21 protein-coding genes are annotated in these 22,965 nt (G+C 70.4%); 13 read left to right on the forward strand and 8 right to left on the reverse strand.

Annotation, left to right across the window (positions count from 1 at the left end):
- Positions 1–2: 2 nt before the first annotated feature.
- Positions 3–1,604 carry a glycosyltransferase family 2 protein gene (locus tag ACFXKZ_RS39935; RefSeq protein WP_380008753.1) on the forward strand — a complete coding sequence of 534 codons (1,602 nt, stop codon included), beginning with the start codon at positions 3–5 and terminating at the stop codon, positions 1,602–1,604.
- Between the two features lie 19 nt (positions 1,605–1,623).
- Here ACFXKZ_RS39935 and ACFXKZ_RS39940 read toward each other — a convergent pair whose 3' ends face one another.
- Entirely contained in the window at positions 1,624–2,796 is a 1,173-nt protein-coding gene (locus tag ACFXKZ_RS39940) for a glycosyltransferase (RefSeq protein WP_380008756.1), read from the reverse strand.
- A complete protein-coding gene (locus tag ACFXKZ_RS39945; RefSeq protein WP_380008759.1) occupies positions 2,793–5,642 on the reverse strand; it encodes a CDP-glycerol glycerophosphotransferase family protein in 2,850 nt (949 codons plus the stop codon). The genes ACFXKZ_RS39940 and ACFXKZ_RS39945 overlap by 4 nt, the downstream gene beginning before the upstream one ends.
- Positions 5,643–6,114: 472 nt before the next feature.
- Here ACFXKZ_RS39945 and ACFXKZ_RS39950 point away from each other — a divergent pair, with 472 nt between their 5' ends.
- From ACFXKZ_RS39950 to ACFXKZ_RS39995, 10 genes are all read left to right on the forward strand, one after another.
- A complete protein-coding gene (locus tag ACFXKZ_RS39950; protein ID WP_380008762.1) occupies positions 6,115–7,920 on the forward strand; it encodes a DUF5941 domain-containing protein in 1,806 nt (601 codons plus the stop codon).
- Entirely contained in the window at positions 7,917–8,684 is a 768-nt protein-coding gene (locus ACFXKZ_RS39955) for an NTP transferase domain-containing protein (RefSeq protein WP_380008765.1), read from the forward strand. The genes ACFXKZ_RS39950 and ACFXKZ_RS39955 overlap by 4 nt, the downstream gene beginning before the upstream one ends.
- Positions 8,672–9,742: an iron-containing alcohol dehydrogenase family protein gene (locus tag ACFXKZ_RS39960; RefSeq protein WP_380008768.1), complete on the forward strand. Its 1,071-nt coding sequence runs from the start codon at positions 8,672–8,674 to the stop codon at positions 9,740–9,742. The genes ACFXKZ_RS39955 and ACFXKZ_RS39960 overlap by 13 nt, the downstream gene beginning before the upstream one ends.
- Positions 9,720–10,502 carry a CDP-alcohol phosphatidyltransferase family protein gene (locus tag ACFXKZ_RS39965; protein WP_380008771.1) on the forward strand — a complete coding sequence of 261 codons (783 nt, stop codon included), beginning with the start codon at positions 9,720–9,722 and terminating at the stop codon, positions 10,500–10,502. Before ACFXKZ_RS39960 ends, ACFXKZ_RS39965 begins: the two co-directional genes overlap by 23 nt.
- Positions 10,503–10,555: 53 nt before the next feature.
- Positions 10,556–11,419 carry a glycosyltransferase family 2 protein gene (locus tag ACFXKZ_RS39970; RefSeq protein ID WP_380009208.1) on the forward strand — a complete coding sequence of 288 codons (864 nt, stop codon included), beginning with the start codon at positions 10,556–10,558 and terminating at the stop codon, positions 11,417–11,419.
- A 58-nt stretch (positions 11,420–11,477) separates the two neighbouring features.
- Entirely contained in the window at positions 11,478–12,398 is a 921-nt protein-coding gene (locus ACFXKZ_RS39975; RefSeq protein ID WP_380008773.1) for an ABC transporter permease, read from the forward strand.
- A gap of 13 nt (positions 12,399–12,411) precedes the next feature.
- Positions 12,412–13,251: an ABC transporter ATP-binding protein gene (locus tag ACFXKZ_RS39980; RefSeq protein ID WP_380009211.1), complete on the forward strand. Its 840-nt coding sequence runs from the start codon at positions 12,412–12,414 to the stop codon at positions 13,249–13,251.
- Between the two features lie 108 nt (positions 13,252–13,359).
- Positions 13,360–13,995: a phosphatase PAP2 family protein gene (locus tag ACFXKZ_RS39985; RefSeq protein WP_380008776.1), complete on the forward strand. Its 636-nt coding sequence runs from the start codon at positions 13,360–13,362 to the stop codon at positions 13,993–13,995.
- Positions 13,996–14,023: 28 nt separating this feature from the next.
- A complete protein-coding gene (locus tag ACFXKZ_RS39990; protein WP_380008779.1) occupies positions 14,024–14,731 on the forward strand; it encodes a GntR family transcriptional regulator in 708 nt (235 codons plus the stop codon).
- An 89-nt stretch (positions 14,732–14,820) separates the two neighbouring features.
- Entirely contained in the window at positions 14,821–15,708 is an 888-nt protein-coding gene (locus ACFXKZ_RS39995; protein WP_380008782.1) for a hypothetical protein, read from the forward strand.
- Between the two features lie 177 nt (positions 15,709–15,885).
- Here ACFXKZ_RS39995 and ACFXKZ_RS40000 read toward each other — a convergent pair whose 3' ends face one another.
- Positions 15,886–16,047: a hypothetical protein gene (locus tag ACFXKZ_RS40000; RefSeq protein ID WP_380008785.1), complete on the reverse strand. Its 162-nt coding sequence runs from the start codon at positions 16,045–16,047 to the stop codon at positions 15,886–15,888.
- Between the two features lie 28 nt (positions 16,048–16,075).
- Positions 16,076–16,480 (reverse strand): metal-sensitive transcriptional regulator, encoded by a 405-nt coding sequence (locus tag ACFXKZ_RS40005; RefSeq protein ID WP_380008788.1) that lies wholly within the window; start codon positions 16,478–16,480, stop codon positions 16,076–16,078.
- Positions 16,481–16,866: 386 nt separating this feature from the next.
- Here ACFXKZ_RS40005 and ACFXKZ_RS40010 point away from each other — a divergent pair, with 386 nt between their 5' ends.
- Together ACFXKZ_RS40010 and ACFXKZ_RS40015 are read left to right on the forward strand one after the other, a co-directional pair.
- On the forward strand, positions 16,867–17,487 hold the full coding sequence (locus ACFXKZ_RS40010) for a DUF47 domain-containing protein (RefSeq protein WP_020552276.1): 621 nt from the start codon (positions 16,867–16,869) through the stop codon (positions 17,485–17,487).
- 4 nt (positions 17,488–17,491) lie between these two features.
- Positions 17,492–18,487, forward strand: a complete 996-nt coding sequence (locus ACFXKZ_RS40015) for an anion permease (RefSeq protein ID WP_380008791.1) — start codon at positions 17,492–17,494, stop codon at positions 18,485–18,487.
- Positions 18,488–18,680: 193 nt separating this feature from the next.
- Here ACFXKZ_RS40015 and pstB read toward each other — a convergent pair whose 3' ends face one another.
- From pstB to pstS, 4 genes are all read right to left on the reverse strand, one after another.
- Positions 18,681–19,457 carry a phosphate ABC transporter ATP-binding protein PstB gene (gene pstB, locus ACFXKZ_RS40020; protein ID WP_078976006.1) on the reverse strand — a complete coding sequence of 259 codons (777 nt, stop codon included), beginning with the start codon at positions 19,455–19,457 and terminating at the stop codon, positions 18,681–18,683.
- Between the two features lie 65 nt (positions 19,458–19,522).
- Complete coding sequence (gene pstA / locus ACFXKZ_RS40025; RefSeq protein WP_380008794.1) at positions 19,523–20,632, reverse strand: phosphate ABC transporter permease PstA; 1,110 nt, start codon at positions 20,630–20,632, stop codon at positions 19,523–19,525.
- The gene (gene pstC, locus ACFXKZ_RS40030; RefSeq protein WP_380008797.1) at positions 20,629–21,624 is read right to left on the reverse strand and encodes a phosphate ABC transporter permease subunit PstC; all 996 of its coding nucleotides are present in this window, start codon (positions 21,622–21,624) and stop codon (positions 20,629–20,631) included. The genes pstA and pstC overlap by 4 nt, the downstream gene beginning before the upstream one ends.
- Before the next feature lie 37 nt (positions 21,625–21,661).
- Positions 21,662–22,807 carry a phosphate ABC transporter substrate-binding protein PstS gene (pstS, locus tag ACFXKZ_RS40035; RefSeq protein WP_380008800.1) on the reverse strand — a complete coding sequence of 382 codons (1,146 nt, stop codon included), beginning with the start codon at positions 22,805–22,807 and terminating at the stop codon, positions 21,662–21,664.
- Between the last annotated feature and the right edge of the window lie 158 nt (positions 22,808–22,965).

A 22,965-nucleotide genomic window follows, 5' to 3' on the forward strand; every position in this document is an offset into this window, starting at 1 on the left:
CCATGGTCGAGCAGGTCCGGGTCGGCGTCGTGGTGATCGTCTACGACGACGCGGCCCTGTTGTCCGACGCGGTGCGCTCGGCGCTGGCCCAGGGCCCGGCGGTCACCGAGGTGACCATCGTCGACGACGCCTCCACCGACGCCTCGGCGGCCGTCGCCGACCGCCTGGCCGCCGAGGACTCCCGGGTCCGGGTGATCCGACGGAGCGTCAACAGCGGCGGCTGCGGCACCCCGCGCAACGACGGCGTCGACGCCTCACGGGCCGACTGGATCGTCTTCCTGGACAGCGACGACGTACTGCCGCCCGGCGCGGTGTCCGCGTTGGTGGACGCCGGTGTCCGGGAGGGTGCCGACGTGGTCGCCGGCCGGTGCGTACGCCGCGAGTTGCCGCGGGTGCGCGACGTGCCGTGGCAGCCGGACCTGTTCGCCCGCCCCGGCGTGTTCGACGGCCTGGCGGGCCGACCGCGGACGGTGTGGGACACGCTCTCCGTCAACAAGGCGTACCGCCGCGCGTTCCTGATCGAGCACGACATCCGCTTCCCCGACGGCGCCGCGCACTACGAGGACTTCGTCTTCACCGCCCGGGTGTACGCGGCCGGGCCGCGCTTCGTGGTGATCACCGACGACGTCTACACCTGGCATGTGCGACGCGCGGCGGGCGACCCGTCGATCTCGCTGCGCCGGGACCGGGTGCGCAACTGGCTCGACCGGCTGGACGCACACCGCCAGGTGCTCGAAATCCTGGACCCCGTTCCGGAGTTGCGGCTCGTCGCGGAGACCAAGTTCGTCGACCACGATCTGCCGCTCTACCTGCGCGACCTGCACGCGCGCGACGAGGCGTATCGCGCCGAGTGGTGGTCCTCCACCCGCGCCCACCTGGCCGGGTTCGACCCGCGCGCGCTCGCCCTCGCCCGGCCGGCCGCGCGCTGGGCGGCGGCGGTGGTGCGCGCGCGGGAGGAGCCGGTCGACCTGCTGCGTTTGTCCCGGCTCGCGGCCGACCCGCCCCGGCTCACCGGTCCGCTGCGCGAGCGCGACGGCGTGCCGGTGTGGGACGACCGCGCTCCCGCGGTGGAACTGGACGGCCTCGCCGCGATCCCGACCGCCGAACTGCCCGTCGAGGTACGGGCCACGGTGCACGCCGGCCGCCGCAGCGTGCTCGACGTGAGCGTGCGCGACCTGTACGAGCGCCTGCGTCCGGGACGTCCGCACCGGATCGAGCTGGAACTGCGCGACCGACACGGCGAGGCCGTGCGGGTCGCCGGCGCCGGCACGGGCGTGCTCCACGAGGAGTCGGTCGATCCCGACGGCGGCTCCTGGAGCACGACCATCGGCCTGGACAACACGCTGCTGTCCACGGGCGAGCCGTTCACCGTGTGGGACGTGTGGGCCGTGGTCCACCTGCGCGACGGCACCCACCTGGAGACCAAGGTCGCCGCCGGTGCCGGGCTCGGCCGCCGGGTCCAGCCGGACCTGCGGCACGGGCTCGCGCTCGCCCAGTTCTACGCCACCGCGAGCGGTTCGCTCGCGATCCGCTTCGCGGGCGGCGTGGGCGGGGTGCGCGAGGTGCTGGACGCCCGGATCCGGCGCCGCCGGGCCTCACCCTGAGGTCCGCGGCGGATCCGGCTCAGCGATAGACGTAGACGAACAGCTGTTCCCAGCGCTCCAGGATCGCCTCGGGGGAGAACCGCAGGACGTCCGCCAGGCCCTGCTTGCCCAGCCGATCCCGCAGGCTCTGGTCGCTCATCAGCCGGTCGAGGCCGCGCGCGAACTCCTCGGTGTTCCCACGCGGGATCAGCAGGCCGTTGCCGTCGTCGGTGATGATCTCCCGCACACCCGGCGCGCAGTCGAAGCCGACACTGGGCACACCCATCGCCATCGCCTCGAGCAGCGAGATCGGGAACCCCTCCGCCCGGGAGGACAGCGCGAACACCGAGGTGTCGGCCAACGCGCCCTCGATGTCCGAGGTGCGCCCGGGGAACTCCACGCTGTCGTGCACGCCCAGCGTCCAGGTCTGCGCCCGCAGCCGGGCGTCCTCGGGACCGGCGCCGTACAGCCGCAGTGTCCAGTCCGGATGCCGCGGCGCGACCAGCGCCCACGCCTCCAAGAGCAGGTCGTAGCCCTTCTCGAAGGAGAACCGACCCAGGCTCACCACCACCCGGCTCGACCGGGGGGTGAACTCCCGAGGCTCTATCGGCAGCGGGTTGGGCATGAAGTCGGTGTTGTTGAGCCCGTCCCGGCTCCACGCGTCGGCGTCCTCGGCGGTCAGCAGCAGCAGCCGGTCGACCCCGGCGAAGTACTTCTTGACCCGCCGGTGCCGGGAGGAGGCGGCGGACGCCTCGAACGACTCGTGGCTCATCCCGATCACCCGCAGCCCGGCGGTGTCGCTGAGGCCGACCCACTCCATCGCCCACACCTGCGGCACGATCACGATGCCGCCCGGCCGGGCCCGGCGGAACAGCCCGGTCAGCCGGTCCGCGGCCTGCTGCACCGACGCCTTGCGCAGCGCCTCACGGCGTTGCGCGCCCACGTTCAACCGGTCGCGCACCGTGCGCGGGCTCCACGCCGACGGCGGATGCTCCTCGTGCAGGTACATCGTGCGGTACGGCAGGTCCCGGCCGTAGTCGTGGATCTGCTCCGGGTGCACCACGCCGATCAGCGTGACGGTGTGCCCGGCCTCGGTCAACATCGCGGCGGTGTGGTGCGCCCAACGTTGCAACCCGCCGAGTTCCTCGATGTTGTTGCAGACGATGAAGACGTCCCGCGACGGGTGCGCTCGCACGGTCTCGACGTCGCTCACTGTGATTCCTTGCCGAGAAAGAAACGTTCGACGATGGTCTTCGCCGCGGTGCCGTGGTCGTATTCGCCGTAGGACTCCACGAAGTCCCGCCGACGCTCCGCGTACTCCGGGGCGGCGGCGTCGAGTTCGCGAAGATGCCCGAAGAGCTGGTCCTCGTCGTACGCCAGCGGCCCGGGAGCCGTCTCGGCGAGGTCGAAGTACGCGCCCCGGGACTGGCGGGTGTACGCGTCGTAGTCGTAGGTGAAGAACACCATCGGCCGGTCGAGCAACGCGTAGTCGAACATCAGCGACGAGTAGTCCGTGATCAACACGTCGGTCAGCTGCAGCAGTTGGGTCACGTCGGGCACCGTCGAGGCGTCCTTGACGTGGTCGGCCAGCGACGGCGGCAACATCACCGTGTTCAGATAGTGCGTACGCACGAGCAACACGAAACGATCGCCGAACTCCTCGACGAACCGGGCCGGATCGAACGGCAGCGTGAACGGCGTGATCGAACCGTCCTCCTCCTGCCGAAACGTCGGCGCGTACAGCACCACCCGACGCTCGTCGCCCGCCAGGCCCAACTGCTCGCGCAGCGCCGCGACCTGTGCGCGGTTCGCCTCGCCGTCGATCAGCGCGTCGTTGCGCGGATACCCGATCCGCAGGATCTCGCACTTGAGCCGGTAGCCCCGGACCAGCGTGCGCACGTCGTGCTCCGAGCGCACCACGAAGTGGTCGAACCGATCGACCATCTCCTGCAGACGCCGCTGCTCGGCCTCGCCCGAGTGCTTCACCGAGGGCATGTCGAAGCCCATGCGCTTGAGCGCCGAACCGTGCCAGGTCTGGATGTAGGTGGTGCCGCGATTCTTCACCGCGTCCCCGGGAAAGCCCTGGTTGTCGACCCAGAACTCGGCCTGCGCGAGCGCCTTGTAGTAAGCCCACGAACCGCGCTTGACGAGCGTTGCGTCGGCCGGGAACCCGGCCTTGCTCTCCGCGTAGACCCAGGTCACCTTGATCGGCGCGCCCGAGCGGCGCAACTCCTCGTAGATGTGGCGCGGACTGTCGCCATACTGCTTGCCCAGGTGGCTCTCGAACACCGCGGTGCCCTTGCGCACCGGCAACTGCCCCAGCACCTCGCGGCCCATCCGCAGCAGCTTGCGCTTGCGCGCGCCGGTCTGGCGCAACTGGGTGCGCAGGATGCCCCGGGCCTTGACGCCGGCCCGGCTCTGCACCGCCCTGGTCAACAACTCGTCGCTGCGCCGTGCGGCCGAACCCTCGGCGATCAGCTCGAAGGCCAGGTGCCCCTTGGACGTGATGTGCAGGGAGAACTGGTCCCCGGCGAGTCGGCTCAGCCGGGGTCGGGCGGGCAACGACTGCACGTGCTCGGGGATCGAGGTGCCGAAGATCCGGGTGGTGACCTTCTCGCCGTCCACCGACATGATCAGCCGGACGTCCCAGACCGGGTCGATCAGCCCGATGGGATGGATGGTGTCGGCGAGGTCGACCTCGGCCTCCCACACGATTCCCTCAGGGGTGTACCGGATCGATTGCACCGGGCGCCGCACCGCGAGCGGGGCGAGCTTCTTGCGCCGGGGCAGGAACTCGAAGTGCGCGGACAACTTCGCGTCGGGGCCGATGCGTTCGACCGGATTGACGATCACGCCGGACATCCGCACCACGCCGTCCACCGAACTCACCGAGGTGAGTTCGTTGCCCAGCCACAGCGACTTCAGCGGCTTGGTCCACGGCATCGTGTCGGTGACGTCCAGGACCTGCCGGCCCAACTCGTCGTCGAGGTGCCCGGCACACCAGTACACCCGGTCGCCCTCGAGGTGCAGCGGCGAGGTGATCTTGCTCCGGTTCAGCACGAAGTCGATCGCCGGGATCAGGTTCACCCGGTCGTCGCGCAACACGAGATAGGCGGCGATCGCCGGGATCTGGTTGGCCTCCACGAAGGCCCGGGGGTCCAGCGTCTCCAGGTAGGGCCGGGCCACGGCGATGAAGCCGTCGCGCTCCTCCTCGGTCTGGAAGGGCAGGCCCCACAGGTAGAGCACCAGGTCGTGCTGGATGAACTTGCGGTCCTTGAGGAGCTTGAGTTCCACCTCGCCGCGCGCTCGCAACTCGTCGTCGATGAGCTGATGGATCCGCACCCGGTCGATGAAGTTGCTGATCTCGTTGCGCCGGTTCGAGATCGACAGCTTCTCGGCCTTCTCCACCACGTTCCAGTGGTAGATCGTGCTCGGGATCAGGGTCAGTTTCGACGCCGCGAGATAGGCCCGCGCGGAAAAGAGCAGGTCCTCGTAGTGATAGCCCTCGGGAAAGCGCAACTCGGCGCTGTTGAGGAACGCCCGCCGGTAGCACTTGTTGGTCGATAGCGTGTCGTACAACAACTCCGGCTTCTCGGCCACCGAGGAGAGCACCGCACGCTCGCGATACAGCGCCGGGTACCACTCGGTGACCTTGTTCCGCTTGTCCAGATGCACCCGCACGCACAACCCGGAGACCAGGTCGGCAGCGGTCTCGTCGGCGGCCACCAGCATGTTCTTGCAGGCGTGCCGGTCCAGGACGTCGTCGCTGTCGAGGAACATCACGTAGGTGCCGCGGGCGGCGTCGATGCCCACGTTGCGCGGCCGGCTGCATCCCCCGCTGTTCTCCGGCAGGCGGATGGCACGCACTTTGCCCGGATGCTCGGTCGCGAACCGCTCGGCCACGGCGAAGCTGTCGTCGGTGCTGTGGTCGTCGACGATGACGACCTCGAGATTGGCGAGGGTCTGGCCGAGCACCGATGCGACCGCGTGCACCAACCGTCGGGCGTCGTTGTAGACGATCACTACGACGCTGATATCGGGCACTTCGGTCGCGGACAAGCGGTCACCTCCGGGCGGGTGTGGGACGGGAAGCTGGGACGGTCACCGGACGGGGGACCGTCGGGACCGACTCGGCCGATCCTAACGAATACGACGAGAACCCCACGAAAAACCGAACGGGTGGGGTCGGCAGCCGTATCGATCCCGGTGACCGCCCGTTGATCTGGTAAAACGTGGGACGTTCGACGACGCCGGACGGTTGCGAACGAGCCGTTCGGGCGGCTCCGGGGGATCGGCTAGCCTGTCTCGTTGTTTCCCGCACCTCCCTGCACGCCCGTTCGGTTGTCTTCCCGGTCCGTGCCCGACCGCACGTTCATCGGCGGTGCCCGCGGCACCACCGCAAAAGGAGTGATGGCGCCTGTCCACGGCACTGGTCCTCACGGCGTCCACGGCAACCTCCGCGTCTCCGCCGTCCCGGCCGGCGGACGCCTACACCAGTGCCGATCCGGCCCCGCTGCTCGCCGAGTTGTCGGTGCTCGATCGTGGTGTGCCGGAGATCGAGGTGGTGGCCCCGGACGCACTGCGGGCCGCGTTGGCCGCGGGGGAGGACCGGATCACCCTCGTCGACGCGCGTTTCGTCGGCCACCGGCACGCGCTGCGCCTGGTGATCGCCGACACCCGCTTCCCGGCCGCGCACGTACCCGGCGTGCTCGCCGTCGAGGGCGAGGCCAGGGCCGAGGCGGCCCGGATCGCGGCCGGCCTCGACCGGCCCGCCGCCGACGACTGCGTGCCCGACCTGATCGCCGAGCGGCTGGCCGCGGCGGGTGTCTCGCTGCGCGAGGTTCCGCTGGGCGAACTGGTCGCCGAGGTGCCGCGCGACGAGGCCGCGCGCGCCCGGGCGACGGCCGCGGTTGCCGCGGTGGACGACGAGCGCATCCGGCTCGCCTCGGCGGTCAAGGCGCGGGACGGTTTCTTCACCACGTTCGCGGTCAGCACCTGGTCGCGCTACCTGGCCCGCTGGTGCGCCCGCCGGGGCCTGACGCCCAATCAGGTCACCGTCGCCTCGCTGTTCGTCGCGCTCGCCGCGGCGGCGGGCGCGGCCACCGGCACCCGCGCCGGCTACATCGGCGCGGCCCTGGGCCTGTACTTCTCCTTCGTGCTCGACTGCACCGACGGCCAACTCGCCCGCTACGCGGTGAGCTATTCGCGGATCGGCTCCTGGCTGGACGCCACCTTCGACCGGGCCAAGGAGTACGCCGTCTACGCGGGCCTGGCGCTCGGCGCCGCCCGGCACGACGACGACGTGTGGACCCTCGCGCTGGTCGCGATGGTGGTGATGACCACCCGGCACATCGTCGACTTCGCGTTCAACGAGACCCGGCGCGGCATCGGCGGCGGGGACGACGAGAGCGCCGACGGCGGCGCGGGCGCCAAACTGTCCGGCAAGCTGAACACGGTCGGCTGGACCGTGTGGGCCCGGCGGATGATCATCCTGCCGATCGGCGAGCGCTGGGCCCTGATCGCCGTGCTCACCGCGACCACCACGCCGCGGATCACCTTCGTCGTACTGATCACCGGCTGCGTGCTCGCCGCCTGCTACACCTCGCTCGGCCGCGTCCTGCGCTCGCTGCCGCGCCGCACGCCGGCCGCCCCGCAGGTCGGCGAGCACCTGGCCGCGCTCGCCGACAGCGGCCCGCTCGCCGAACTCGTCGCCCGGCTGCGGCTGCGCGTGCCCGCCCCCGCGGCCGCACTGCTTGGCACCGCCGCCCTGCTCGCCGTGCTGCTCGCGGGCGGCGCGGGCCAGTGGTGGGGCCTGGCCGGCGCGGGCGCCTACGCGCTGTGCGCCGGGGTCGCGATCGGCCGCCCGCTGGTGCGCCGGCTCGACTGGGTGGTGCCGCCGATCTTCCGGGCCGCCGAATACGCCGCGATCACCGTCCTGGCCGCACAGGTGGTGCCCACCGCGGTGGCCGCGGCATTCGGTTTGGTCGCGGCCACCGCCTACCATCACTACGACACGGTGTATCGCCTGCGCGGCGGCTACGGGGCCCCGCCCCGGGCGCTGGTGTGGGCGGTGCTCGGTCACGAGGGACGTGTGCTCCTGGTGACCGTGCTGGCCGCGGCGGGCTCGGACACCCTGCGCACCGGTCTGATCGTCACGGCCGGCGTGTTGGCGGCGATCGTGCTCGCCGAGAGTGTCGCCTTCTGGGTGCGCGGCGCGCGCCCGGACATCGACGACGCCACCCCGGTGGGCCCCGCCCCCTCGGCCTCCACACCCTCGTACCGCCCCCTGGAGGCCGTCGTCGCGGCGGCCCCCGATCGAACTGGAGACCTTTCATGATCGGCCTCGTTCTCGCCGCCGGCGCCGGCCGCCGGCTGCGCCCGCACACCGATACGCTGCCCAAGGCCCTGGTGCCGGTGGGCGCGCCCGGTGCGCCGGACAGCGAGCGGTCGATCCTGGAGGTCACGCTCTCCCACTACGCGGCGGTCGGCCTGACCGAGGCCGCGATCGTGATCGGCTACTGCGGCGACGCCATCCGCGAGCGGCAGGACCTGCTGGAGCGTCGGTACGGCCTCAAGCTGCACCTGGTCGACAACGACAAGGCCGAGGAGTGGAACAACGCCTACTCCCTGTGGTGCGCCCGCGACCACCTCGCCGACGGCGTGCTGCTCGCCAACGGCGACACGCTGCACCCGCTCTCGGTACAGGAGACCATGCTGGCCGCGCGGGGCGGCGACAAGGGCATCATCCTGGCCCTGGACACCGCCAAGCCGCTCGCCGACGAGGAAATGAAGGTCACCCTCGGCGACGACGGCCGGATGCGCCGGATCACCAAGCTGATGGACCCTGCCGAGGCGGCCGGCGAGTACATCGGCGTCACGCTGATCGAGGGCCACGCCGCGCCCGCGCTGGTCGACGCGCTCCGGGCCACCTTCGAGCGCGACCCGCAGCTGTACTACGAGGACGGTTACCAGGAGCTGGTGAACCGCGGCGGCCGGGTCGACGTGCAGCCGATCGGCGCGCCCGACATCCGGGTGCCGTGGACCGAGATCGATACCACCGAGGACCTGACGGTCGCCCGGGAGATCGCGTGCCGGTACTGACCCGACTGGTCCCCACACCGCTCACCGTCGACATCCGCGCGGGCGCGGTCGCCGACCTGGCCGGCATCCTGGCCGACCGTCGGGTCTCCACCTCGGGCCGGATCGCGGTCGTGGTCAGCGAGGGCTCCGGCGCCGGACTGCGCGAGCGATTCGCCCCGCAACTGCCGGGCGCCGAGTGGTATTCGGTGGGCGGCGGCACGCTGACCGCGGCGGTCGACCTGGCCGACCGGATGCGCGGCGGAGCCTACGACGCGGTGGTCGGTCTCGGCGGCGGCCGGGTCCTGGACGCCACCAAGTACGCCGCCGCGCGCGTGGGCCTGCCCATGGTCGCGGTCGCCACCAACCTCGCCCACGACGGCATCGCCTCGCCGGTGAGCATTCTCGACAACGACGCGGGCCGCGGCTCCTACGGCGTGCCCACGCCGATCGCGCTGGTGGTCGACCTGGACCTGGTCCGGGCCGCGCCGCAGCGCTTCGTGCGCTCCGGCATCGGCGAGTCGTTGTCGAACCTGTGCGCGGTGGCCGACTGGGAGTTGTCCCACCGGGTGACCGGCGAGCCGCTGGACGGCCTCGCGGTCGCGCTGGCCCGCACCTCCGGCGACTCGATGCTGCACCGCCCGGGCGGCATCGACGACGACGACTTCCTCGTCGCGCTGACCGAGGGCCTGGTGCTCTCCGGCATCGCGATGTCGGTGGCCGGCACCACCCGCCCGTGCAGCGGGGCCTGCCACGAGATCTCGCACGCCATCGACCTGCTCTACGGCGAGCGCGACGGCCACGACGGGCTGCACGGCGAACAGGTCGGCCTGGGCGCCGCGTTCGCCACCCACCTGCGCGGCGACGAGGCGCTGACCAGGCTCTTGACGAGCACCCTCGAGCGGCACAAGCTGCCGGTCGTGCCGGAGCATCTCGGCCTGACCATCGACGAGTTCACGGCGGTGGTGAGTCACGCGCCGCAGACCCGCCCGGGACGTTTCACCATCCTCGAACATCTCGACCTCGACCACGACGCCATCCGGGATTCGGTGACCGAATATGTCCACACCTACGGCGGCTGAGCTTCGCTCGGTCGTACACCCCGAGGGTCTGCTCGACCGGCGCAGTGGCGAACACTGGGCCGGGCGCATCTACATGCGTCGGATCTCCCTCCAGGTGACCCGACGCATCGTCGGGACCCGGGTGACGCCCAACGGGCTCACCTACATGATGATCCTCGCGGGCATTGCCGCCGGCGCCGCGCTGATCCTGCCCGGGATAGCCGGACCGCTCGCCGCGCTGATCCTGGTGCAGCTCTACCTGCTGCTCGACTGCGTCGACGGCGAGGTGGCCCGCTGGCGCCGGCAGACCTCCGTCACCGGGGTCTACCTCGACCGGGTCGGCCACTACCTGTCCGAGGCCGCGCTGCTCTCCGGCGCCGGTCTGCACGCGGCGGGCGTCCTGGACGGCGGCGACTTCAACGGCTACGCCACGCTCGGCGTGGTCGCGGCCCTGGGCGCGATCCTGATCAAGTCCGAGACCGACCTGGTCGACGGCGCCCGCGCGAAGAGCGGCCTGCCGCCCGTACAGGATGCCGCCGCCGTGCCGCGCTCATCGGGCGCGGCGAGCGCGCGCAAAATGGTCGCCTCGCTCAAGTTCCACCGCCTGGTCGGCGCCGTCGAGGCGTCGATCTTCCTGCTCCTGGCCGGCGCGCTCGACCTGGTGGCCGACGACGGCGGCCTGCTCTACAGCCGGATCGCGGTCACCGCGCTGGCCGCCATCGCCCTCCTGCAGACCGTGCTGCACCTGGTCAGCGTGCTCATGTCGAGCAGGCTCCGGTGACCGCCGAGGCTGCCGAGGGGCAGCGGGCCGACGGCGGCGCGGACACCGAACACATGGTGCTCGGCGCGGTGGTGCTGACCATGGGCGACCGCCCGCGGGAGCTGGAGCGCCTGCTGCGCTCGGTCGCCGACCAGGACGGCGAGCCGATGGCGGTGGTCGTGGTCGCCAACGGCGGGCCGCTGCCGGAGCTGCCCGAGGGTGCGGTGGGCATCGCCCTGCCGAAGAACGTGGGCATCCCCGCCGGCCGCAACGTCGGCACCGACGGCCTGCCCGCCGACACCGACGTGGTGCTCTTCCTCGACGACGACGGCCGGCTCGGCGGTACCGACGCCGGCCGCCTGCTGCGCGAGGCGTTCGCGGCCAACCCGCGCCTGGGCATCGTCTCCTTCCGGATCGTGGACCCGGAGAGCGGCGAGACCCAGCGCCGGCACGTGCCCCGGATCCGGGTCGGCGACCCGCTGCGCTCGGGCCCGGTGACGACGTTTCTGGGCGGCGCCAGCGCGGTGCGCGCGGCGGTGCTGCGCGAGGTCGGCGGGCTGCCCGACGACTTCTTCTACGCGCACGAGGAGACCGACCTGGCCTGGCGCGCGCTCGACGCGGGCTGGGAGATCGAGTACCGCGCCGACATCGTCCTCGAGCACCCCAAGACCAGCCCGGCCCGGCACGCGGCCTTCTTTCGGATGAACGCGCGCAACCGCGTGTACCTGGCCCGACGCAACCTGCCCTGGCCGATCGTGCCCGCCTACCTGGGCACCTGGGTGGTACTCACCGCCGCCCGTCGGCCGTCCCGGGAGAACGCCCAGGCGTGGCTCGCGGGCTTTCGCGAGGGCTGGAAGACCCCCAGCGGCCCGCGCCGACCGATGTCGTGGCGAACGGTCTGGCGCATGACCAGGCTCGGCCGCCCGCCCGTGATCTGACAGGCTGGAAACCCCCGTACGTTTTCGATCTCGACCCGACGCATATGAAAGTGTCAACGTGGCCAACAGCGTGCAGGCCGACACCCTGAGCCCACAGGGGACGTCGGCACCCCCCGGTTCCACCGAACCACTGGCGGACCTCGCCGCCCGCTACAAGCTGACGGTCAGTGGAGCCCGCCCCGGGCTGCTCTCGTACACCAAGCAGCTCTGGGCCCGGCGCCACTTCATCGTGGCCTTCGCCAACGCCAAGACCCGGGCCACCTACAGCACCGCCAAGCTGGGCCAGGTCTGGCAGGTGCTCACGCCGCTGATGAACGCGGCCGTGTACTACCTGATCTTCGGCTACCTCGTGAAGACCAAGGGCGGCATCGACAACTATGTCGCCTTCCTGGTCACCGGCGTCTTCGTGTTCACCTTCACGCAGAGCGCGGTGCTCGCGGGCAGCCGGGCGATCAGCGACCAACTGAACCTGATCCGGGCGCTGCACTTCCCCCGGGCGTGCCTGCCGATCTCGTTCACCATCGTCCAGCTCCAGCAGTTGCTCTTCTCGATGGTCGTGCTGTGCGCGATCGTGCTCGGCACCGGTGAACCGCTCAGCCTCAAGTGGCTGCTGATCGTGCCCGCGCTGGTCCTGCAGTTCGTCTTCAACGTCGGCCTGAGCCTGGTCCTGGCCCGCATCGGCGCCGTGATGGTCGACATCAAGCAGCTGTTGCCGTTCATCCTGCGCACCTGGCTGTACATCAGCGGCGTCTTCTACAGCCTGGACAACTACACCAAGACGGCGCCGACGTGGGTGGCCCGCGTCCTGGAGGCGAACCCCGGGGCGGTGTACATCGAGCTGGTGCGCGACGCGCTCATCGACAGCCACTCCACGGTGCCCGCGCACACGTGGGCCTACGCGGTCGGCTGGGCGCTGCTGATGGGTCTCGGCGGTTACATGTACTTCTGGAAGGCGGAAGAGAGGTACGGCCGTGGCTGAGCAGCCCGCGATCATGAGTCTGGCCGAAGCCGGCGCGAAGTCCGAGGTCGAGGTGCCCGAACAAGGCGTTCCGCAAAAACCGCAGCAGGTCGGCGAGGAACTGCCGCCGACCGTCGTCGTCGACGACGTGCACCTGATCTACCGGGTCCACGGCGCCTCCTCCGGCAAGGGCAGTGCCACCTCCGCGCTGTCCCGACTGGCACTGCGCAAGAAGGCCACCGGCGTCACCGAGGTGCACGCCGTGCGCGGCGTCAGCTTCGTCGCCTACAAGGGCCAGGCGATCGGCCTGATCGGCCGCAACGGCTCGGGCAAGAGCACGCTGCTGCGCTGCATCGCCGGCCTGTTGCCGCCGACCACCGGCAAGATCTACAGCGACGGCCAGCCGTCGCTGCTCGGGGTCAACGCCGCGATGATGAACGACCTCACCGGAGAGCGGAACATCATCCTGGGCTGCCTGGCGATGGGCATGACCCAGCGCGAGGCCGAGGCCAACTACGAGCAGATCGCCACCTTCTCCGGCCTGAACAACTACAACGGCAAGGACTTCACCAAGCTGCCGATGCGGACCTACTCGTCCGGCATGGCGGCGCGGCTGCGGTTCTCCATCGCGGCGGCGCGCTCGCACGACGTGCTGATGATCGACGAGGCGCTGGCCACCGGCGACCGGGAGTTCCAGCTCAAGAGCGAGGCCCGGATCCGCGAACTGCGCAAGGAGGCCGGCACGGTCTTCCTGGTCAGCCACAGCATGAAGTCGATCCGCGACACCTGCGACCGGGCGATCTGGCTCGACCAGGGCGTGATCAAGATGGACGGGCCGATGGAGGAAGTCGTCAACGCCTACGAGGGCAAGTAGCGACGCGGCGGAAGAACCACCCGCCGCACAGGCACGTCCTGCACCACAAGCAGCAAAAGCACCATCGGTTCCACCAGCACCAACAGCACCACGCAAAGGGGTTCACCGGTGTCCTTGCAGGTCCTGGCGGAGAGTACCGACGACAACCTCGACATCGAGGTCCTGCGGGACGTCAACGGACTCACCGAACACACCTCCTGGGCGCACGGCGGCATGGAGTTCATGGGCGAGTACGGCATGTTCGCCGTACTCGCCGTGCTCGGCCTGCTCACGTGGTGGCGGGTACGCTCCCGGCCGGACCACGTGGCGGCCGTGGCCGGCCTCGTGTGGGCCCCGCTCGCGGCCCTGGTGGCGGAGTTGGCGAACGCGCCGCTGCGCGACTGGGTGGACCGGCCGCGCCCCTTCCTGAGCCACGACGGGCTGCACGTGCTCGTGCAGGGCAAGACCGACCCGTCCTTCGCCTCCGACCACGCGCTGACCACGATGGCGCTCGCGGTCGGGATCCTGCTGGTGGACCGCCGGATCGGCGTGCTCGCGGTGCTCGCCGCGGTGTTCACCGGCTTCGCCCGGCTCTACGTGGGGGTGCACTACCCGACCGACGTGCTCGCCGGATTCGCGCTCGGCGCGCTGGTCGCGCTGGTCGGCTCGATGTTCGTCGGCCGTCTCCTGGAGCCGGTGGTGCGGATGGTCGAACGCGGACCGCTGCGGCCACTGGTCACGGCAGCGCCGCGTGCGGCGGGATGACGGCGGCGCGGCCGAGGGGGCGGACACGATGGGGAGCGACACCGAGAGCGGCCGGGACGCGGGCCGACTGGGCGAGCGGCTGAGCCTGCGCGAACAGGTCGCGCGGGCGATCCGGGCCGCGCTGGTGACCGGCCGGATGCAGCCGGGGGTGGTCTACTCGGCGCCCGCCCTGGCCGGCCGGTTCGGGGTGTCCGCCACGCCGGTGCGCGAGGCACTGCTCGACCTGGCCAAGGACGGCCTGGTCGAACCGGTCCGCAACAAGGGCTTCCGGGTGCGCACGATGTCCGCCGCGGACCTGGCCGACGTGCACGACCTGCGCGAACTCCTGGAGATACCGACCGTCGCCCGGCTCGCCCGGGACGGCTGCGCGGACGAGATGCCGCGCCTGCGCGCGCTGGTCGACGACCTCGCCGACGCGCTGGAGCGGGCCGACGTGGCGGACCGCGTGGACGCCGAGGATCGCTTCCACGCGCACCTGCTCGGGCTGGCCAAAAACGCGCGCCTGGTCAAGGTGGTCGCCGAGTTGCGCGCCCAGGCCCGGCTGTACGGTCCCCGCCCGGAGGCGGACGCGCCCGAACACGGCTCGATCGCCGCCGAGCTGCACCGGCTGCTCGACCTGATCGAGGCCCGCGACGCGGCGGGCGCCGAGGAACTGACCCGCCGCCGGCTGGCCCGATCGCGCCCGTCCGCCCACGCGGGCGCCCCCGCCGTCCCGGCATCGCCCGAACGGCCGTAACCCGGCGTCGCCTCGCTCGTTGTCCCGTCGAGCCGCCGCCGCGTGGCCGGCCGTCACGCGAGGATTCCGAGCATCCGGGAGAACCCCACATGTTGGTCCGCACCGCGCTCACGGGTGCCTGTTGCGCCCTGGTCCTGGCCGGGGTCGCCGGTTGTCAGGGCGATGACGTGCAACCGCAGGGAGCGCAGGTCAAGGGCAGTGGCGGGGCCGCGAGCGGCGGCCCGTCGAACGCGGTCGCCGCCGTGCGCAAGGCGGCCGACGTCACCACCGGCGCGAAGAGTTCGCGCACCCGCACCACGATGACGATGCAGAGCGACAACCGGGTCGTGAAGCTCACCGGCCAGGGCATGTTCGACTATGTCCGGCACATCGGTTCGCTCACGGTGGACGCGCCCAAGGACTCCGGCATCGCCGGGCCGCTCCAGGAGATCCTGACCCCCGACGCGCTCTACATGAAGAACGGCTCGCCCGGCATCCCCAAGGACAAGTGGGTGCGCCTCGCGATCGACGGGCTGGCCGACGGCAACCTGGTCAGCGGCGGCGGTACCGACCCCGGGACGTCCTTCGAGATACTGCGCGGGGTCAACGACGACGTGGTCCTGGTGGGCACCGAGAAGCTGGGCCCGGACACCGTGCGGCACTACAAGGGCACCCTGGACATCCGCAAGGCGCACGACCTGACCGCGCCGGAGGTGCGCGGCCCGTTGGCCGCCGCGCTGAAGACCTTCGACGGCGCGCCGATCCCGTTCGACGCCTATCTCGACGACGCCGGTCGACTGCGCAGGGTCGAGGAGTCGTTCGTGTTCGTGATGGGTCCGGACGAGGCCAAGTCCGCGCCGACGACGAAGGTGCTCTCCGCCGCGGAGCTGTACGACTTCGGCGTCGTGGTCGACGTCAAGCCGCCCGAGGCCAAGGACATCTACGTGTCACCGGCTCCGCCCGTCGCCCCGCCGAGCGCCCCGGCGAAACGCGGTTAGATCTCGCCGGACCGGGCCCCGGGCCCGGTCCGCCGGACGGCCCCGGCCACCTCCGCGGCATCGTTTCGGGCGGTTCCCAAATGACCCAGGCGTGTCATGGTCGCGCCGAGGAGCCGCCCCTACGCTGGATGGGCCGAAGGACCGTCCGAGGCGTGCCGCGAGGAGGCGATGGGAGTGTCACGATTCTCCGATCGCCGCGTGCACGACCACGTCGTCCTCGACGAGATCGAGCTCTACGGAGACCTGATGATCGCGGCGTCGGCGAGCGAGGGCCCGCTCACCCAGGCGCAGATCGACGCCGTGCTCGGCCTGGCCGGCGGCCGGGGGTCGGGCGCGCACGGCAGGGCCGGCCCCCGTCGCCGCGGCCTCAGGAGCGCACCAGGCGTGCGATCGCCTGGGACGCCTCCTTGACCTTCTCGTCCGCCTCCGGACCGCCCTTTTCCACCGCGTTCGCCACGCAGTGCCCGAGGTGTTCCTCCAGCAGGCTGAGCGCGAAGGACTGCAGTGCCTTGGTCGCCGCCGAGACCTGGGTGAGGATGTCGATGCAGTATTCGTCCTCGGAGACCATGCGCTGCAACCCGCGGATCTGCCCCTCGACCCGACGCAGCCGCTTCAGGTGCTCGTCCTTGCGCCCGCTGTAGCCGTGCCCCGACGCGCCGTGTCCCGAGGTTTCGTGCCCCGATGCGCCGGATGTCGCCTTCGTGTCCGGCGTCTGCGGATCCTGTTCCACCGTCGTCTCCCGTGTCCGTGCGGCCGTTTCCCACCTGTCCATGGCCCGATCGGGTGACCGACCACGTCTTCGAATTTACCCCCGGGGGGTATATCCGGCAAGCGCTCCGATCGCCCCGCCCACGGCCGACCGGCTCCGGCGGGCGTCGTGCCGGTCGATCCCCGGATTCGGTTCGTGTGATGTGGGCGACATGGATCGAGGGTAGGGCGCTCTGTCATTCGAATGGTGCGCGGACCCATACTCTGGCCGTGTGACGGGCGTCCTCGACGGCGGAACGGGCGGTTCCGCATGCCCGTTCGTCGCTGTGCGCGTGTGTCTCATTACCGCCGGGTACGGTCGGGGTTCGCGTCGACTCCCCGGTTTGCGTGCAAGACCGCAAGAGCGCCTAGCATCGACGCCGACCACCTTCATTATCCCGGAGACCTCAAGTGCGATTGCGTCTGACCCCCAGGGAGACGAGCTTCTACGACATGTTCGCCGCAGCGGCGAGCAACCTGGTCACCGCATCCAAGCTCCTGACGGAGTTGCTCGGCGCAGAGGTCTCCGCTCGTCCGGAGATCGCCGAACGGATGCGCGCGGCCGAGCATGCCGGTGACGACACCACGCATGCGATCATGCGCCAGCTCAACGCCTCCTTCATCACGCCGTTCGACCGCGAGGACATCTACGCGCTCGCCTCGCAACTCGACGACGTCATGGACTACATGGAAGAGGCGGTCGACCTGGTCGTGCTGTACCAGCTCGACGAACTCCCGCCCCAGGTCGCGGACCAGATCGAGGTGCTCGTGCGGGCCTCGGAGCTGACCGCCGAGGCGATGCCCCGGCTGCGCACGATGAAGGACCTGACCGAGTACTGGATCGAGATCAACCGACTCGAGAACCAGGCCGACCAGATCCACCGCAAGTTGCTGGCGCACCTGTTCAGCGGGGCGTACGACGCACTGACCGTGCTCAAGCTCAAGGGCATCGTCGACGTGCTCGAAGAGGCCGCCGACGGGTTCGAGCACGTGGCGAACACGGTCGAGACGATCGCCGTCAAGGAGTCCTGACCCAGTGGAACTCACTGGTCTGATCATCGTCATCGGCGTCGCGCTCTTCTTCACCTACACCAACGGCTTCCACGACTCGGCCAACGCCATCGCCACCTCGGTGTCCACTCGGGCACTGACCCCGCGGGCGGCGCTGGCCATGGCCGCGGTGATGAACCTCGCCGGCGCCTTCCTCGGCGAAGGCGTCGCGAAGACCGTCAGCGAAGGGCTGATCTCCACCCCCGAGGGCCATCAAGGTCTGGTCATCCTGTTCGCGGCGCTGGTCGGCGCGATCTTCTGGAACCTGCTGACCTGGTACTTCGGGCTGCCCTCGTCCTCGTCGCACGCGCTGTTCGGTGGCCTCGTCGGCGCCGCGCTCGCGGGCTCCAGCACCGTCTACTGGGACGGCGTGCTGGAAAAGGTCGTCATCCCGATGTTCCTGTCGCCGGTGGTCGGTCTGGTGGCTGGCTATCTGGTGATGGTCGGGATCATCTGGCTGTTCCGCAGGGCCAATCCACACAAGGCCAAGCGCGGATTCCGGCTCGCGCAGACCGTCTCGGCGGCCGGCATGGCGCTCGGGCACGGCATCCAGGATGCCCAGAAGACGATGGGCATCGTGGTGATGGCGCTGGTGATCAGCGGCCACCACGAGGGCGACGGCATTCCGGTGTGGGTCAAGCTCGCCTGTGCCATCACGCTCTCGGCCGGCACCTACGCGGGCGGGTGGCGGATCATGCGCACCCTCGGCCGCAAGATCATCGAGCTGGACCCGCCGCAGGGCTTCGCCGCCGAGACCACGGCCGCGTCGATCCTGTACACCACGGCCTACGTCTTCAAGGCGCCGATCTCCACCACGCACATCATCACCTCGGCGATCATGGGCGTGGGTGCGACCAAGCGGGTCAAGGCGGTGCGCTGGGGTGTCGCCAAGAACATCCTGATCGGCTGGTTCACCACGATGCCGGCCGCGGGTCTGGTCGCGGCGGGCACCTACTGGATCGCCCACCTGATCGTGGGCTGACCCGGGGGCCGCGCGCCGCGCGCGTAATGCAGGACGCACGCGGCATCCGGCCCGGACGGCACGGATGTCACAGCCGGCACGGTTGGCACAGGTGTCGCATAACGGACGAGAGGGCCCGCACCGAATCCGGTGCGGGCCCTCTCGCGTGTCCATGTCGGCGGTCCGTCGACTCGTCGCTCGGTGCGTCGATCCGTCAGCCGAACCGGCCGGCGATGTAGTCGGCGGTGGATTCCTCGGTCGGCGCGGAGAAGATCGTCTCGGTGTCGCCGATCTCCACCAGCTTGCCGGGCTGACCCGGGCCGGCCAGGTTGAAGAACGCGGTCTTGTCCGAGACGCGGGCCGCCTGCTGCATGTTGTGCGTCACGATCACGATCGTGTAGCGCTCCTTGAGCAGCGCGATCAGGTCCTCGATCGCCAGCGTGGAGATCGGGTCCAGGGCCGAGCACGGCTCGTCCATCAGCAGCACCTGCGGCTCGACCGCGATCGCGCGCGCAATGCACAGTCGCTGTTGCTGGCCACCGGACAGGCCCGCGCCGGGCTTGTTCAGCCGGTCCTTGACCTCGGTCCACAGGTTGGCGCCGCGCAGCGACCGCTCGACGATCGCGTCCAGGTCGCCCTTGCGCTTGATCCCGGCGAGCTTGAGCCCGGCCGCGACGTTGTCGTAGATCGACATGGTCGGGAAGGGGTTGGGCCGCTGGAACACCATGCCGACCGTGCGACGCACCGCCACCGGGTCGATGTCGCTGCCGTACAGGTCCTGCCCGTCGAGCGCGACCGAGCCGTCCACGGAGGCGCCGGGGATCAGCTCGTGCATCCGGTTCAGGGTGCGGATGAAGGTGGACTTGCCGCAGCCGGAGGGACCGATGAAGGCCGTGACCGAACGCGGCTCCATGGTCATCGAGATGTCCTCGACGGCCTTGTGCGAGCCGTAGTAGGCGTTGAGTCCGGCAACTTCGATGCGCTTGGTCATTCCTGCCTCTGGATCGGTGCGGATGTCGGTGCCGCGGTCGGCCGTACGGGTCCTCGTCGTGGCCTTCATCGGCCCGCCTTCGGTGCCTTCCAGCGGGCGATCAGCCGCGCCGCCAGGTTGAGGATCATCACGATGAGGATCAGCGTGAGTGCCGCGGCCCAGGCCCGTTCCTCGGCGAACTTGTTGCCGGCGTGGTTCTGGTCGAACACGTACAGCGGCAGCGCCGATTGCCACCCCGAGAAGGGGTCGGTGTTGATCGACTGGGTGAGCCCGACGAGCAGCAGCAGCGGGGCGGTCTCGCCGATCACGCGGGCGATGGAGAGCATCACGCCGGTGACGATGCCGCCGAACGCGGTGGGCAGCACGACCTTGAGCACGGTGCGCCACTTCGGGATGCCGAGCGCCAGGCTGGCCTCGCGCAGCTCGTTCGGGACGAGCTTGAGCATCTCCTCGGCGGAGCGCACCACCGTGGGCAACATCAGGATCATCAGCGCCAGCGACCCGGCGAAGCCGGACGCCTCGAAGCCGAGCATCAGGATCCAGAAGGCGTAGATGAACAGACCCGCGACGATCGACGGCAGACCCGTCATCACGTCGACGAAGAAGGTCACCGTCTTGGCCAGTCGGCCGCGCCCGTACTCGACCAGGTAGATCGCGGTGAGCAGACCGATCGGGACCGCGATCAGGGTGGCCAGGCCGACCTGCTCCAGGGTGCCGATGATCGCGTGGTAGACGCCGCCGGTGTCGTCCCGGGCGCCCACGCCGCGCATCGAGTGGGACAGGAAGTACGGAGTGAGCTTGTCGACGCCGCGCTGGATCGTGTAGCCGAGCAGCGAGACCAGCGGCAGCACGGCGAGCACGAACGTGGTGGAGATCAGGCTGGTGGCGAGCCGGTCCCGGGCCCGACGGGCGTCCTCGAAGCGCCACGAGACGGCGGAGAGCGCGACGATGAAGATCACGCCGGCGAGGAAGACCGCGAGCGCCCAGTTGTCCAGGGTCAGCTTGAACACGATCGTCAGCAGCACGCCGCCGCCGGCGATCGCCCACGGCACCTGGCGCGGCAGGGTCCGCCGGGTCAGCGACGCCGCGCGCGGATCGGCCGGACCCCCGCGACCGCTCTCGGCCGCGTCCGTACCGATGCCCGGGCGCTTGTCGCCCGTGTCCAGGACGGTCATGAGTTCGCTCCAGAGAACGCCTTGCGCCGGTTGATGACGACGCGCGCGGCGCCGTTGACGAGCAGCGTCATGATGAACAGGACCAGACCGGAGGCGATCAGCGCGCCGCGGCCGATGTCGTTGGATTCGCCGAACTGGTTCGCGATGTTCGCCGCGATCGTGGTGTTGCCCGGGTCCAGGATGTGGATCGAGAGGTCGAAGCTGGGCGAGAGCACCATCGCGACCGCGATGGTCTCGCCGACCGCGCGGCCGAGGCCGAGCATCGACGCGCTGATGATGCCGGGCTTGCCGTAGGGCAGCACCGCGACCCGGATCATCTCCCAGCGGGTGGCGCCGAGCGCGAGCGCGGCCTCCTCGTGGGCCCGGGGCACTTGGAGGAAGACCTCACGGGTGACCGCCGCGATGATCGGCAGGATCATGATGGCCAGCACGATGCCGACGGTGAACAGCGTGCGGGCGGTGGCGCCCGGCTGTTCCTTGTCGAAGATCGGGATCCAGCCGAGGTAGTCGGCCAGCCAGGTGTGCAGGCCGAGCAGTTTGGGGGCCAGGAAGATGTAGCCCCACAGGCCGTAGACCACGCTGGGCACCGCGGCCAGCAGGTCGACGATGTAACCGAGCGTCTGGGCGATCCGCCGGGGTGCGTAGTGCGTGATGAACAGCGCCACCCCCACCGCAACCGGCACCGCGATGACCATCGCGATGGTGGCGCTGACAACCGTGCCGAACACCAGGGTGACCACGCCGAACGCGGGCTTGGCCACGTTCGGGTCCCAACCCTGGTCGGTCAGGAAGCTGCCCTGGTTCTTCGACAGTGCGTCCGTCGCCTTGACCACGAGGAAGATCGCGATCGCGGCCATGATGGCGAGCAGGCTGATGCCGGCGCCGCGGGCGGCACCGGAGAAGATCCGGTCGCCTGGTCGGACCTTGACGCGCTTGGCCACGGGGGCCTTGCGCTCGGGGTCCGCCGGTGCGGTGGGGGTGGTGGTGGACATCTCTCTCCGTACGAGTCGGTCGCTCAGCGGGCTCGGACTAGGACAGACCGGCCACGGCGGCGCGGACCTTGTCCGCGACGGTCGTCGGGAGCGGCGCGTAGCCGATGCCCGCGAGGACCTTCTGGCCTTCGGCGCTGGAGGTGTAGGTGAGGAAGGACTTCATCAGCGGGAGCTTGTCCGCCGCGGTGCCCTTCTCGCAGACGATCTCGTAGGTCACCAGGATGATCGGGTAGGCGCCCTCGGCCTTGGTCGCGTAGTCGACCGACAGCTTCAGGTCGTTGCCCTCGCCCGCGATCTTGGCCGCCTCGACGGCCTTGCCCGCGGCCTCGGGGGTGAGCTTGACCGGGGCCGACGCGCCCGTGTTGATCGCGGCGATGTTCAGGCCGGCGTTCTCCGCGTAGGACTGCTCCACGTAGGTGATCGCGCCCTGCGTCGACTTCACGATCTGCGCGACGCCCTCGCTGCCCTTGGCGCCCTGGCCGCCCGGGGCCTTCCAGTCCTGGGCCGAGTCGTAGGTCCAGTCGGCGCCGGCGGCGGCCTTGAGGTACTTGGTGAAGTTCTCGGTGGTGCCGGACGCCTCGGACCGGTGCACGGGCTGGATCGCGGTGCCGGGCAGCTGCGCGTTCGGGTTCAGCGCCTTGATCTCGGCGGCGTCCCACTTGGTGATCTTGCCGGAGAAGATGCCGGCGATCGTCTTCGCGTCCAGGACCAGGTCCTTGGCGCCGGAGACGTTGTACGCGACCGCGATCGGGCCGGTCACCATCGGGAGGTTGATCGCCTGGCCCGGCGCGCACGCGGCGGCGGCCTTGGCGACCTCTTCCGGCTTGAGCGCCGAGTCGGAGCCCGCGAAGGTGACCTGCTTGTCGAAGAACGACTGGCGGCCGGTGCCCGAACCCGAGGACGCGTAGTCGATCGTGGCACCCGAACACTTGGCCTGGTACGCCTTGATCCACTCGTCCATCGCGTTCTTTTGCGCGCTGGAGCCGGCGGCGGCGAGCTTGCCGGTGCCGCAGTCACCCTTGGGGGCCTCCGCGCCGGGGGCGGACGCAGCCTTCGTGGACGACTTCTTGTCGTCACCCGAGCTGTTGTCGTCGGAGCCACACGCGGCCAGCGTGAGCGCGCCGGCGAGTGCCAGGCCGGTGAAGCCGATACCGCGACGGACACTGCGGGGCCGAATGGTCACGGCGCTCCCTTTCGATCGAACTCTGCTCGTGGTCGCGACGACCCGAGCGGTCGCCGTCATGCACGAAGTTAGGCCGTGTGAATGAAGCGATCCGCCGCGGAAAGTGAACCGAGGGTGAACTCGAACGGTCGAGTCAGATAAGCCGACCGCTGGATGAA

Origin of the sequence: Embleya sp. NPDC059237, assembly GCF_042754105.1 — a bacterium.
Taxonomy (GTDB): domain Bacteria; phylum Actinomycetota; class Actinomycetes; order Streptomycetales; family Streptomycetaceae; genus Embleya.